This is a genomic window from Streptococcus sp. SP8 (genome assembly GCF_030440045.1).
In the GTDB taxonomy this organism is placed as follows: domain Bacteria; phylum Bacillota; class Bacilli; order Lactobacillales; family Streptococcaceae; genus Streptococcus; species Streptococcus parasanguinis_I.
This window is the reverse complement of record NZ_JAQFJL010000002.1, coordinates 18403-32187: the sequence shown is the minus strand read 5'-3', so window position 1 is coordinate 32187 and position 13785 is coordinate 18403. Positions and strand designations below refer to the sequence as shown.

The following is a 13785-nucleotide window of genomic DNA, read 5'->3' as shown; positions in this document are numbered from 1 at the left end:
GACCTATGAAACTATTAATTCCATCCGCTAAAGAACTGAACGAACAGGTTCGTATCGTCGAGCCCCAACCCTTGTCAGAGAACACAAAAACCATCCTCCAAGCATTGAAGCAATTCTCGCTAGAAGAATTAGCGACCTTTTACGGTATCTCAGAGGAAAGATCCCTAGTAGAAAAGGAAAGAATTGAGGCTCTGTTAGCTGGGAGTGCTAAAACCTATCCTGCTTTGGAACTGTTTGATGGCCTTATGTATTGTAGTATCGAGCGTCAAGACTTATCCGAAAAAGAGCAGGCTTATCTGCAGGAGCATTTGTTAATCACGACCGCTTTATACGGTGTACTACCTGCCTATGAAGGGATTGCGCCCCATCGCTTGGATTTTATGATGAAGCTAAAACCAGCTGGAAAATCTCTAAAGGCATTCTGGAAAGAGGACTATGATCAGGCAGTAGAAGGTGAGGAGCAGATCTTATCCCTTTTGTCCTCTGAGTTTGAACAGGTCTTTTCAAAAGCCATTCGTGAGCGAATGATTCGGATCAAATTCATGGAGAATCGTGATGGGACACTAAAGATTCACTCGACGATTTCAAAGAAAGCACGTGGGGCTATGGTGACAGCCATGATGAAGGAAGAAATCACCCATCTAGAAGATCTGAAATCACTAGAAGTAGCAGGTTTCTCTTATCGTGAGGATTTATCGCAAGAGAAAGAATGGATCTTTGTGAAAGAATAAATAAAAATATTCCTGAGAAGCGTCAGGAATATTTTTTTTGATCTGTTAGATAAAGAGAATGCACGATGAAAACTCCAAAATAGAGGATTTTGGAGTCAGAATCGACTTGAGCAGTAAGGCTTAGGCGATATGTTTGAATTTCTTCAAGAGTTCTGTCAACTCAGCTTGCTCGCCACTATTAAAGACTTGCATCAAGCGTTGAATATTTTTGATATGATCTGGAAGAGCTTCTTCGATCTTTTTACGACCGGCATCTGTAATAGATACAAGATAAGCACGGCGGTCTTCTGGATCGGTTTCGCGTGTAATCCAACCATCGCGGACCATATTGCGAATAACCACAGTCATATTTCCAGAGGTCGCAAGAATGCTATCAATCAGATCTTGAATGCGGAGATCGCCTTTGCTGTACAAGGTCTCAAGTACAGAGAATTGAGTTGGTGTCAACTGGTGCTTTTTAAAGATATGAGCCTCAGAGGCACGGATCAATCGTTCTGCCTTGTGGAAGACGATCATGGTTTTTAAATCTACGTTTGCTTCTTTGAATAATCTCTTTAAATTTTCCATATCTATATTTTATCAATAAATAGTATTTCTGCCTTTTAATTTTATTTTCAAATTAGTTACAGAATTGTGACAAATTTATTAAACTATGAACAAATGATAGTAAAGGTGTTAATTTTAGTTTGTTTATCAAACAATTTTATACTAAAACATTGTAACAGGTATGAAATATTAGTAACAATTCTTTCTTGAAAATCTATAGAATTCTAGGTGGCTTTGGTGTATAATGAGGGAGTGAAACAGAAAAATTATCTTTTTATCATATGGCAACATATAATAGGAATCTGTGTCTTAGTTCTGACGGTCCTTTTTTCTTGGCTATTTCTTGCTGAAAAAACTTCTGATCGCTTGCAGGATCAAATGGCGCAAGCAAGAAAAATAGCTCTGTCTCACTCTTCGATTGCGACCATTGAGACGGAGAGTTTCTTTCATGGCAAAGAAGCGTATCTTTCCTTTATTGGCAAGGACCAAGAGGGGCAAGAACTAGCGGTTTTGGTGGCGCAGGCGGATGATGCAGTCTATACCTACCCTTTGAAAGAAGGAGTTAGTTCCAAAGAGGCAGCTTCTGTCGTCAAAGAGAAGAGTCAGGACGCGACTGATCGGGTAACTTTTGGGCGCTTTAAAGGCAAACCGATCTGGGAAGTCAAGGCTGGGAGCTCTTATTATGTGGTGGATTTCAAGACTGGGAAAGTCACCGGTGTTTTTTAAGATTTGAGGAGGAAATATGAAATTATCAAATCGTGTATTGGAAATGGAAGAAAGTGTGACCTTGGCTGCTAATGCGCGTGCCAAAGCTTTGGCAGCAGAAGGTCGTGATATCTTAAGTCTGACCCTGGGTCAACCTGACTTTGCGACTCCAAAAAATATTCAAGAAGCTGCAGTCGCATCCATTGAGGATGGTCGTGCCAGCTTTTATACGGTCGCATCTGGACTTCCAGAATTGAAGGATGCCATTAGCGACTATATGAAGGAGTTTTATGGCTATGCTGTGAATCGGAATGAAGTAGTGGTCGGTACTGGTGCTAAGTTTATCCTCTATGCCTTCTTTACTTCTGTCATTAATCCAGGTGATGAAGTCATCATTCCAACCCCTTGCTGGGTTTCTTATGTAGACCAGGTCAAGATGGTAGAGGGCACACCTGTTACTTTCCAAACAACAGAAGAAAATCACTTCAAGGCAACGGTAGAGCAACTGGAAGCAGCACGGACAGACAAGACCAAGGTAGTCTTGCTGAATTCACCATCCAATCCAACAGGAATGATCTACAGTAAAGAAGAACTCGAAGCAATCGGAAATTGGGCTGTTGAACATGACATCCTTATTTTGGCAGACGATATCTATGGTCGTTTGGTATACAATGGCAATACCTTTACGCCCATTTCTAGCTTATCAGAAGCGATTCGCAAGCAAACCATCGTGATTAACGGAGTTTCTAAAACCTATGCTATGACTGGTTGGCGGGTTGGTTTTGCAGTGGGTGATCCTGAGATTATTGGAGCCATGGCCAAGGTGATCAGCCAAACAACTTCCAACTTAACAACCGTTTCCCAATATGCTGCAATCGAAGCCCTCACAGGAGATCAATCTTCTATTGAGATCATGCGTCAAGCTTTTGAAGAGCGCTTGAATACTATTTATCCTTTGTTGAATGAAGTACCTGGTTTTGAAGCCATCAAACCTCAAGGAGCCTTCTATCTCTTCCCAAATGTCAAGAAGGCCATGGAAATGAAGGGATATACTGATGTGACGGAATTTACCACAGCAATTTTAGAAGAAGCAGAGGTTGCTTTAGTAACGGGAGCTGGCTTTGGTGCCCCTGAAAATGTTCGCTTGTCTTATGCAACAGATTTGGATACCCTCAAAGAAGCTGTTCGCCGACTCAAGGCCTTTATGGAAAAATAAAATTACAAGACCCTTAGTAATGAGCTGAGGATCTTTTTCTTTAAAAAAAATCTGGTTTTCACAGGTAGAACCTAGCACTGAAAGCCTTTTTATGATACAATTAAGAAGATAATGTCTTCGGACAAGTTTAACGAGAAAAGGAAGATGAATGATGACAAAACGGATTACTATCATCGAAGTAAAAGACTACGTTGGTCAAGAAGTGACCATCGGTGCTTGGGTGGCCAACAAATCAGGTAAAGGAAAAATTGCTTTCTTGCAATTGCGTGACGGTACTGCTTTTTTCCAAGGTGTGGCTTTTAAACCAAACTTTATCGAAAAATTCGGCGAAGAAGTGGGGCTTGAAAAATTTGATACCATCAAACGCTTGAGCCAAGAAACATCAGTGTTTGTGACTGGTATTGTCAAAGAAGACGAGCGTTCTAAATTTGGTTACGAATTGGATATTACAGACATCGAAGTGATCGGTGAATCTCAAGATTACCCAATCACTCCTAAAGAACACGGGACAGACTTCTTGATGGACAACCGCCACTTGTGGTTGCGTTCACGCAAACAAGTTGCCGTTATGCAAATCCGTAATGCCATTATCTATGCAACTTATGAGTTCTTTGATAAGAATGGCTTCATGAAGTTTGATAGCCCAATTCTTTCAGGAAATGCGGCGGAAGATTCAACTGAATTGTTTGAAACAGACTACTTCGGTACTCCAGCTTACTTGAGCCAATCCGGTCAGCTTTACCTTGAAGCTGGTGCTATGGCCCTTGGTCGCGTCTTTGACTTTGGTCCAGTATTCCGTGCTGAAAAATCAAAAACTCGTCGTCACTTGACTGAGTTCTGGATGATGGATGCGGAGTACTCTTACTTGACACACGATGAGTCACTTGATTTGCAAGAAGCTTATGTAAAAGCCCTTCTTCAAGGTGTTTTGGATCGTGCTCCTCAAGCCTTGGAAACCTTGGAACGTGATACAGAGCTCTTGAAACGCTATATTGCGGAGCCATTCAAACGGATCACTTATGATGAAGCCATTGATCTCTTGCAAGAGCATGAAAATGATGAAGATGCGGATTATGAGCATTTGGAACATGGAGATGACTTCGGTTCACCACATGAAACATGGATTTCAAACCACTTTGGTGTGCCAACATTTGTCATGAACTACCCAGCAGCTATCAAGGCCTTCTACATGAAGCCAGTTCCTGGGAACCCAGATCGCGTGCTTTGTGCAGACTTGCTCGCACCAGAAGGCTACGGAGAAATCATCGGTGGATCTATGCGTGAGGAAGACTACGACGCCCTTGTTGCGAAGATGGAATCTCTTGGCATGGATCGTACAGAGTATGAATTCTACCTTGACCTTCGTAAATACGGTACAGTTCCACACGGTGGATTTGGTATCGGTATCGAGCGTATGGTAACCTTCGCAGCTGGTACTAAACACATCCGTGAAGCCATTCCATTCCCACGTATGTTGCATCGTATCAAACCTTAATAGACGAAAAAACGCCATTAGGCGTTTTTCACTTTTATCTGCTTCAAAAAACTATGAAAGGAATTTCAATGCTGAAAAAAGACATCATCGATAGGAAAGAATACGAAGATGGTCAGGGGTCTTTGATCGCAGATCTAGACCATAGCATTCAACAGATGCTCAAGACCTCCTACCCGGAAAGTCAAATGGATGATTTTATCACGTATAAAAATTTGAGCCAGTATTGTATGGATTATCTTGGACAGATTATTGAGCGTGCCAATGATAAAAACGAAGCCATTAAACAGCAGGTGACAGGTGTCATGCCCGAAAGCGAGCGCCCCTTTAACGTTTAAGACCGCTTGACAGCCAGCTATACCTTCGGTCAGCGGGTAGCAGATTCGGTTGCACACTTTGGTGGGTCATGGACTTTTATCATTAGTTTTATCCTGATGATGGCTATTTGGATGCTGATCAATGTCCTGCATCCTTTTGGCTGGAATTTTGATCCTTATCCTTTCATCTTGTTGAATCTAGCACTTTCTACGATTGCGGCGATTCAAGCTCCTTTGATCATGATGAGCCAAAACAGGGCAGCAGATTATGATCGCCTGCAAGCGCGAAATGACTTTAACGTTAATATGGAGTCGGAACGAGAAATTCGCTTACTGCATACGAAGATTGATCATATGGTGCAACAAGACCAGACGGATTTACTGGAAATTCAAAAGTTGCAAACCGAATTGTTGGTGTCCTTGTCTAATCAAGTGGCCCAGCTGCGTCAAGAACTGAATCAAGAAAAAATGAAGGAGGTGGAGAAGATGTAGGCAACTCTAAGTAAGTCTTTTAGAAACACTTATATAATCTATTGAAAGAGGAAAAACAATGTTTAAAAGAACTTACAAACGCAATATTTCACTCCTAGCAGGTCTGGAATTTACATCTTATTTTGGAATCACCAGTTTTTGGATTCTCTTTTTTATTCAAAATGGTCTTTCTTTGCTTCAGATTGGTTTATTAGAGAGTATCTTTCATGGGACGAGCCTTTTATGCGAGATCCCATCTGGTATGTTGGCCGATCGCTTTAGTTACAAGACCAATCTTTATTTGGCTCGCTTGTCCAGTATTGGATCCTCGATCTTGATTTTATTTGGTCAGGGGAACTTTTGGATCTATGCGATTGCTATGATGGTCAATGCTTGGTCTTATAATTTTGACTCGGGGACTAGTACAGCTTTCTTATTTGATTCAGCGGTAGAAGCAGGTCAAAAAGACCGTTATCTTCAGATTTCTAGCTTCTTGTCTGGTGTGGCCGAAGTCACCCGAACGTTAGGTACAGTCGTGGCAGGCTTCTTTATTCACGGAGCATTGGCTTGGACCTATTATATTGCTATTGGGCTTTCCTTGCTTTCTATTCTTTTGATCTTTCTGATGAAGGAGCCAGAGAGCAAGAGTGATGAAAGAAATCATTTGACCTTAAAGCGGATATTGGAGGTAGTGAAACAAGAATGGCTGGAAAAACCAGTCTTATTTTACTGGATGCTCATCTATCAGTTGGTAGGGACCATCATGTGTATGTTTTATTTTTACTACCAACAGAAAATTAGTGACTTAGCTAGTTGGCAAGTTTCGCTCATCATGTTAATTGGTAGTGGATTCAATCTCCTAGCGGTTTATTTGGCCAGTCAAATCGGGAAAAAATGGAATAGTAATCAAGTCTTTCCGATTCTAGTTGCACTGACAGGGTTGGCCTTGCTTTTAGTAGGTGTAAAGACCCCATTCGCCTATCTGAGTGTCTATCTCTTGACCAATGCCCTTTATGCAGTTTATCAACCCATCTACTACAATGATTTACAAGCTTATCTGCCATCTAGTGTACGAGCAACGATGCTGAGTATCAATTCCATGATGTTTAGTCTATCTATGATTGTCATTTTCCCACTGACTGGTTGGTTCATTGATAGTTGTGGCTTTGTAGCAGTCTTTCTTGTATTAGGCCTTATAACACTATTTTCTTTCCCACTACTAATGATTGGATTGGGGAAAATGGGTAAGACCTTAAGCAAGGTAACAAAGAAGGAATAAGATTTCTGACCTTCATCTGGTCAGTATTCAACTCTCTCTGCTCTGTAGGGGGAGTTTTTTCATCTTAAGAATTTGTGGTAAAATATGTATATCCATTAAAAAAAGAATCGAGTCGTATGAAATCATTATTGAAGTATTTTAAGGGCTATCTATGGGAAACTTTTCTAGGGCCCGCGTTTAAACTTTTAGAAGCTATTTTTGAATTGTGTGTCCCCTTAATCATCGCCCACTTAGTCGATCAGGTCATTCCGAAAAAGGAAACGAGCGCAGTGGTGATGACGGTCGGTGTTTTGTTTTTATTTGCGAGCTTTGGGGTCGTCGTAGCCATTACGGCCCAGTATTTTTCTTCTAAAGCAGCTGTCGGCTTTACCCGCGAGATGACCAAAGATTTGTATGAGAAGATCTTATCGCTTCCAAAGGACAAGCGCGATAGGATCGGTACTTCTAGTTTGGTAACCCGTCTTACTTCTGATACCTATCAAATCCAGGTTGGGATCAACCAATTCTTGCGCCTCTTTTTGAGAGCACCGATTATTGTCTTTGGTTCTATCATCATGGCCTTCACCATCAGTCCTAAACTCACTCTTTGGTTCTTGGGGATGGTGGCGATTTTAACCCTGATTATTGTCATCATGTCTCGGATTGTCAATCCTCTTTTTGCCAAGATTCGTAAAATTACAGACCGAATGGTCACGGTGACGCGTCAGCAATTTCAAGGGATACGGGTGATTCGGGCCTTTGGACAAGATGCTAGTGAATTAGAAGATTTTAGAGAGGTCAATCAGGACTACAAGATCTGGCAAATTCGCGCTGGTATCTGGTCTAGTTTGGTGAGTCCCTTGACATTCCTTGTGGTCAATACGACCTTGGTTTGTGTTATTTGGCAAGGACAATTGAATATCTCTGCTGGCCTTCTAACCCAAGGGATGTTGGTCGCTTTGGTCAATTATTTATTACAAATTTTAACAGAATTGATCAAGCTGGCTATGCTGGTCACGTCTTTAAATGTCAGCTATATTTCAGCCAAGCGTGTCCAAGAGATTTTTGATTTGAAGGAAGAAGACCTCCTAGAAGCTTTGCCGGAAGAAACTGCAAGAGAGCAAGAAGCGATTAGCGCAGAGAAAGTTTCTTTCACTTATCCAACGGCTTCAAGCCCAGCTCTAGAAAATATTTCCTTTGATCTGGATCATGGACAGATGTTGGGGATTATTGGTGGTACTGGTTCTGGGAAGTCTACCCTTGTTCAGTTATTGAGTCATTTGTATGCCGTTAGTCAGGGGAAATTAGCCCTCTTTCATCAAGGTCGCTCTCCTAAAACTCTCAAGGAGTGGCGGGACTGGGTAGCTCTTGTCCCACAGAAAGCAGAGCTCTTTAGAGGGACTATCCGCTCGAATCTCTTACTTGGAATGGAAGAAAATCTATCGGATGATGATTTGTGGTGGGCGCTAGAAACAGCTCAGGCGGCTGATTTTGTCCGTGAAAAAGAAGGACAACTTGATGAACCAGTGGAAGCCTTTGGTCGAAATTTCTCAGGTGGCCAACGCCAGCGGTTGACCATTGCGCGTGCCCTTTTGAAGAAGGCTCCTTTCTTAATTTTGGATGATTCAACTTCCGCCTTGGATTATTTGACGGAAGCTCGTCTCTTAAAATCGATTAAAGAAGAATTGAGTGATACAAGTTTGATCTTAGTATCTCAACGAACCAATAGTCTCAAGTCTGCTGATCAGATTTTGGTCTTGAACAAGGGACATCAAGTAGGACTGGGAAATCATGATTTCCTCTTGTCTACCAATGAGATTTATCAAGAAATTCATTATTCACAACACGGGAGGGAGGAAGCATGAGTCAAAAACGTTCTAGTTATGTAAAACGTCTGTTTAGAGATTTTGCTCACCATCCCGTGCTCCTGATTCTAGCTAGTCTCGGAACCATCGCTCAAGTGGCCTTAACGGTTTTGTTACCGATCCTGATCGGACATGCAGTTGATTTAGTCATCAATCCTCAAGGGATGACAGTCTTATGGCCCGTTTTGATCCAAATGGTTCTGGTCATTGTGGCCAATACCCTGATCCAATGGATCAATCCTCTTGTCTACAATCAATTGGTCTATCGGTTTAGCCAAAGCCTAAGAGCAGAAGTGATGGAAAAAGTACACCGATTGCCCTTGTCTTATCTAGATAAACAAGGGAGCGGGGACTTTGTCAGTCGTCTTACGACCGATGTAGAGCAACTCAACAGCGGTCTTCTGATGGTCTTTAACCAGTTCTTTGTTGGCCTCCTAACCATTCTTGTCACCATCGTGACCATGGCAGAATTGGATTTCTTTATGATGGTGGCGGTTCTGGTCTTGACCCCTCTATCCCTGTTGATTGCTCGTTTTATTGCCAAGCGTTCTTATACGCTTTTCCAAAAACAGACCAAGGCGCGTGGTCTTCAAACTCAATTGATCGAAGAGTCTTTGACCCAGGAAAGTTTGATCCAGTCCTTTAATGCTCAGGATCAATTCCGTGAGGCTTTTAAGGGGACGAATGAAAGCTATGCCAATTATTCCCAATCCGCTGTATTTTATTCTTCAACTGTCAACCCTGCCACTCGCTTTGTGAATGCCTTGATTTATGCAGTAGTGGCTGGATTTGGTGCTGTACGCATTATTTCGGGATCTCACTTTACTGTCGGTCAATTGGTGACCTTCCTCAATTATGTCAACCAATACACCAAGCCTTTTAATGATATCTCCTCTGTCTTGTCAGAACTCCAAAGTGCCCTTGCCTGCGCAGAGCGCTTGTACAGCGTCTTGGATCAAGCTGAGGTCGAAGAGACAGGCCATCAGATTCTGGAAAGTCAGGATGTCAAAGGTGCGATTGGTTTTGAGCATGTCTCATTTGGCTATGATTTGGGGCGGACTTTGATTAAAGATCTAAGCATTCAGGTTCCAGCCGCCAGTAAGGTTGCCATTGTAGGGCCTACAGGAGCAGGAAAATCGACCTTGATTAATCTGCTCATGCGTTTCTACCCTGTTAATTCTGGAGAGATCACGATTGATGGAGTGCCAATTACGGACTACACCCGTGCTTCTTACCGCCAACAGTTTGGTATGGTTTTACAAGAAACTTGGCTTAAGGTTGGGACGATTCATGAAAATATCGCCTTTTCTCGTCCAGATGCAACTAGAGAAGAAGTCATAGAAGCAGCCAAAGCGGCCAATGCAGATTTCTTCATTCGGCAGTTGCCACAAGGGTACGATACCTATCTTTCAGATGCTGGAGAGTCTTTGTCTCAAGGACAACGCCAACTCTTAACGATTGCGCGGGTTTTCCTTTCAGTTCCTAAGATTTTGATCTTAGATGAGGCTACATCCTCCATCGATACTCGGACTGAGGTCTTGATTCAAGATGCTTTTAATCAGCTCATGAAGGGACGGACTAGCTTTATCATTGCACACCGCTTGTCGACCATTCAAAATGCTGATATGATCCTTGTAATGGTAGATGGCGATATTGTTGAGCATGGCACTCATGAAGAGCTAATGGAAGCGCAAGGTGTGTACTACAAGATGCAGACAGCTCAGCAACAGATTAGTTAGAATGTAAACAAACCATTTTTAATGTAAAATAAGTATAGTGATTCTGCAAAGAAATAAATATCTACCCAATTTGTATAACGAATTAAGAGAACATTAAAACTTTCCGCTGTGAGAAAAGTGCCTGAAACAATTTAGTTTCAGGCACTCGGAATTATTGAGACTTTAGGCTCAATAATTAGTCTTGGAACTTCGCAGAAGTTCGCTGACGTCCGTACTCACCTAAGGAAAGTTTTTAATATGTCTTTATCTTCAATCTAAGCATTTTCAGGTTTGAAAATGCTTTTTTCGTCTAAAAAAACATCTAGCAAAATTGCTAGATGTTTCAGAAACTTTATCTTTTTAAACGTTTAGAACCTTATCCAAGAATTCTTTCAAGCGTGGGTGTTGGGGGTTGTCGAAGATTTGGTCTGGTTTACCGTCTTCGAGGAATTCACCGTCTGCGGTGAAGATGACGCGGTTGGCTACTTGGCGGGCAAATCCCATCTCGTGGGTAACGATGATCATGGTCATTCCTTGCTCTGCCAACTCTTTCATAACGTTCAATACATCTCCAACCATCTCAGGGTCAAGGGCAGAAGTCGGTTCGTCAAAGAGCATAATATCTGGATTCATGGCGAGTCCACGGGCAATAGCCACACGTTGTTTTTGACCACCGGAAAGACTGTTCGGATTGGCATCGGCTTTATCTGCGAGTCCAACTTTTTCCAACAATTCCATTCCGACTTTTTGAGCTTCTTCGCGAGTCATCAGTTTGTGCTCTACTGGCGCAAACATAATGTTTTCAAGGACGCTCATATGTGGGAAGAGGTTGAAGTGTTGGAAAACCATCCCGATATTTTCACGGACCAAATCAACATTGGTTTTTGGATCGGTTAGATCATATCCATTAACTGTAATTTGACCTTTTGTCACTTCTTCGAGGAGATTGAGACTACGAAGGAAGGTCGATTTACCAGAACCGGATGGTCCGATAATGCAGACCACATCCCCTTCATAGAATTTTGTTGAAATTCCTTTTAGGACCTCATTTTCACCGTAGTATTTATGGAGGTCATGGACATCAATTTTTAATTTAGCCATTAGTTAGCCCTCTTTTCTAATTTTTTTGCAAATCGTGTTAGCAAGGTGATAATCACGAGGTAGAAGACGGCAAGGATCGCATACATCTTGAAACTTTGGTAGTTTCGAGCGATGATGATCTTACCAGTTTGGAAGAGTTCTACCAATCCGATCGCAGAAACGATAGTCGTATCTTTCAGGGCAATGACGAATTGGTTAACAAAGTTTGGAAGCATGAGTTTGGTTGCTTGTGGCAAGATGATCTTACGCATGGTCTTGCCATAAGAGATTCCAAGGCTTCGGCTGGCTTCCATCTGTCCAATCGGTACAGCTTGGATCCCCCCACGAACAATTTCTGCAATATAGGCAGCAGCATTGAGGGAGAGGGCGATGGTACCTGCAACAAAGTCGTTGATTGGGGATTGATGACCTGTGACCGATTCAATCAAGTTTGGAATTCCCCAGAAGATGAAGGCGGCGAGGATCATGAGTGGGATCCCACGAATAACATCGACAAAGATCTCAGCAGTCCAGCGGAGCCATTTATATGGGCTAACACTAAACATCCCAAAGATAACACCGATCACCATAGCAATGGCAAAAGAGAGAAGCGCAAGGGCAAGAGTAACACCCAAACCACTTAACAATTGTTTGTAGTTGTTTTGAAGCAAGCCCCAGATCGTTGTTTCATCTGCTGTTGTACTTGAAGTACTTGACTTGCTATCTGCTTTAAGGTATTTATCGAGAATCTTTTGGTATTGACCACTTTTCTTCAAGTTTGCAAGACCGTTATTGAACATTTCGATCAATTCAGGATTTTCACCTTTTTTAACGGCAAATGCTAGTTGACCACTTGGAGTTCCTTTGATAGGTGTTTTGAATTTACGTCCTTGTTTAATGGCGTATTTGATAACAGGTTCGTCATCCATGATCGCTGCAACAGAACCAGAATTCAAACTGTCATACATAGAAGCTCCGTCAGAGAACGTTTTGATCTTGTAACCATATTTCTTTTGGTTTTCTTCAAGGAAGTTTTGTGAGGAAGTACCGTTTTTAACACCGACTGTCTTTCCTTTTAGATCATCATACGAATCAATCTTGCTATCTTCTTGGACTGCAAGAATGGAGTTAGCAGTATAATATGGTTCAGAAAAATCGAAGGTTGATTTCCGAGCATCTGTTACGGTCATCCCTGCGATCATTCCTTGCGCATGGCCGGATTGGACATCACTTACCGCTGCGTCAAATCCAGGATTGTTAATCTCGATGGTAAATCCTTGGTCTTTGGCAATAGCCTTGATCAAGTCCATATCGATTCCTGTGTATTTGTTTTTTCCATTTTGGAAGACAAATGGTGCAAAAGATGAGTCACTTGAAATTACATATTTTGATTTTTTAGGAGTTGCTTTTTGACCAGCAGGAGTAGTTGTTTCTGGAACAGCACTGTTACTTGATGATTGACTTTCACCTGTCCATTTCTTGATGATCTCATCAAGTGTCCCGTCAGCTTTCATTTGAGCGAGAGCCTTGTTAAATTCAGTGATCAACTTTTCATGATTTCCACCTTTTTTAACACCAAAGGCAAAGCCACCGACTGCTTCCCCGTCCATATTGATAGCTAGGTCCTGACCCTTTTGGATGGCGTATTGAATAACAGGTTGGTCATCCATGACTGCATCCACTGCACCGGCTGATAAACTGTTGTACATGAGATCACCGGTATCAAAAGTCTTGATCTTGTAGCCGTACTTGTCCTTGTATTTATCGAGGAAGCGTTGGGCTGCAGTTCCGTTTTTAACACCGACTGTCTTCCCTTTTAATTGGCTGTACTTCGTGATTTTGTCGGCTTTCGTAGTCGCAATGACAACTTTTGTATCGTAGTAAGTATCAGACATGGTGAAGACTTTTTCACGTTCTGTTGTTTTGGTCATACCGGCCATGATGGCATCTGCTTGACCAGCTTGAACTGCATTGACCGCTGCATCAAATCCCGGGAAGGATTTGTCCAAATCCCAGCCATTGATTTCAGCGACCTTATCCAAGATCTCTACGTCAATTCCTTTATAGGTTTGATCTGAATCCTTAAATTCAAACGGTGCATATGCTGTGTCAAAAACGACCTTGATCGTTTCAGCATGAGCATGACCAGCGAATGCAACGAATGGAAATAAGAACAGCAAACATGCTAGTAATTTTTTCTTCATTTCTGTCTCCTTTTAATTCTTTTCTCTTTGGGTATTTGACCCATGAGCACATTGACCAAAGGATGGCCTTAAAAAAACAAATCATTCATACCAAAACGAGTATGAATGGTCTTATGTTTTTCTACAGAAGCTATTATATCAGAAAAAAGTCGTTTTTGCAAGAAAAATCCAGTTTCGATGTT

The 13785-nt window shown here is 41.9% G+C and carries 10 protein-coding genes and 1 pseudogene; 8 read left to right on the top strand and 3 right to left on the bottom strand.

The window, feature by feature from the left end:
* Nucleotides 1-5 precede the first annotated feature (5 nt).
* A complete protein-coding gene (yaaA, locus tag PCY11_RS03580) occupies nt 6-731 on the top strand; it encodes a peroxide stress protein YaaA (RefSeq protein WP_301362487.1) in 726 nt (241 codons plus the stop codon).
* A 120-nt stretch (nt 732-851) separates the two neighbouring features.
* On the opposite strand, the gene PCY11_RS03575 is transcribed toward yaaA, so the two are convergent.
* The gene (locus PCY11_RS03575) at nt 852-1298 is read right to left on the bottom strand and encodes a MarR family winged helix-turn-helix transcriptional regulator (protein WP_003001765.1); all 447 of its coding nucleotides are present in this window, start codon (nt 1296-1298) and stop codon (nt 852-854) included.
* 231 nt (nt 1299-1529) lie between these two features.
* On the opposite strand from PCY11_RS03575, the gene PCY11_RS03570 reads away from it, so the two are divergent.
* The 7 genes and pseudogenes from PCY11_RS03570 to PCY11_RS03540 all read left to right on the top strand — a co-directional run bounded on the left by PCY11_RS03570 (nt 1530) and on the right by PCY11_RS03540 (nt 10340).
* Nucleotides 1530-2003: a DUF5590 domain-containing protein gene (locus tag PCY11_RS03570; protein ID WP_201037494.1), complete on the top strand. Its 474-nt coding sequence runs from the start codon at nt 1530-1532 to the stop codon at nt 2001-2003.
* 16 nt (nt 2004-2019) lie between these two features.
* Nucleotides 2020-3198, top strand: coding sequence for a pyridoxal phosphate-dependent aminotransferase (locus tag PCY11_RS03565; protein ID WP_003014756.1), 1179 nt, complete (start codon nt 2020-2022; stop codon nt 3196-3198).
* A gap of 148 nt (nt 3199-3346) precedes the next feature.
* Nucleotides 3347-4693, top strand: coding sequence for an asparagine--tRNA ligase (gene asnS / locus PCY11_RS03560; RefSeq protein WP_070846505.1), 1347 nt, complete (start codon nt 3347-3349; stop codon nt 4691-4693).
* 68 nt (nt 4694-4761) lie between these two features.
* Nucleotides 4762-5499 (top strand): annotated as a pseudogene (locus PCY11_RS03555) (DUF1003 domain-containing protein).
* Nucleotides 5500-5557: 58 nt separating this feature from the next.
* Nucleotides 5558-6757 (top strand): MFS transporter, encoded by a 1200-nt coding sequence (locus tag PCY11_RS03550; RefSeq protein ID WP_003007574.1) that lies wholly within the window; start codon nt 5558-5560, stop codon nt 6755-6757.
* Between the two features lie 116 nt (nt 6758-6873).
* Complete coding sequence (locus PCY11_RS03545) at nt 6874-8601, top strand: ABC transporter ATP-binding protein (RefSeq protein ID WP_070846504.1); 1728 nt, start codon at nt 6874-6876, stop codon at nt 8599-8601.
* Nucleotides 8598-10340 carry an ABC transporter ATP-binding protein gene (locus PCY11_RS03540; RefSeq protein WP_070846501.1) on the top strand — a complete coding sequence of 581 codons (1743 nt, stop codon included), beginning with the start codon at nt 8598-8600 and terminating at the stop codon, nt 10338-10340. Before PCY11_RS03545 ends, PCY11_RS03540 begins: the two co-directional genes overlap by 4 nt.
* A 339-nt stretch (nt 10341-10679) precedes the next feature.
* Here PCY11_RS03540 and PCY11_RS03535 read toward each other — a convergent pair whose 3' ends face one another.
* Together PCY11_RS03535 and PCY11_RS03530 are read right to left on the bottom strand one after the other, a co-directional pair.
* Nucleotides 10680-11420, bottom strand: a complete 741-nt coding sequence (locus PCY11_RS03535; RefSeq protein ID WP_003007564.1) for an amino acid ABC transporter ATP-binding protein — start codon at nt 11418-11420, stop codon at nt 10680-10682.
* Nucleotides 11420-13603, bottom strand: coding sequence for an amino acid ABC transporter substrate-binding protein/permease (locus PCY11_RS03530; RefSeq protein WP_301362486.1), 2184 nt, complete (start codon nt 13601-13603; stop codon nt 11420-11422). Before PCY11_RS03530 ends, PCY11_RS03535 begins: the two co-directional genes overlap by 1 nt.
* Between the last annotated feature and the right edge of the window lie 182 nt (nt 13604-13785).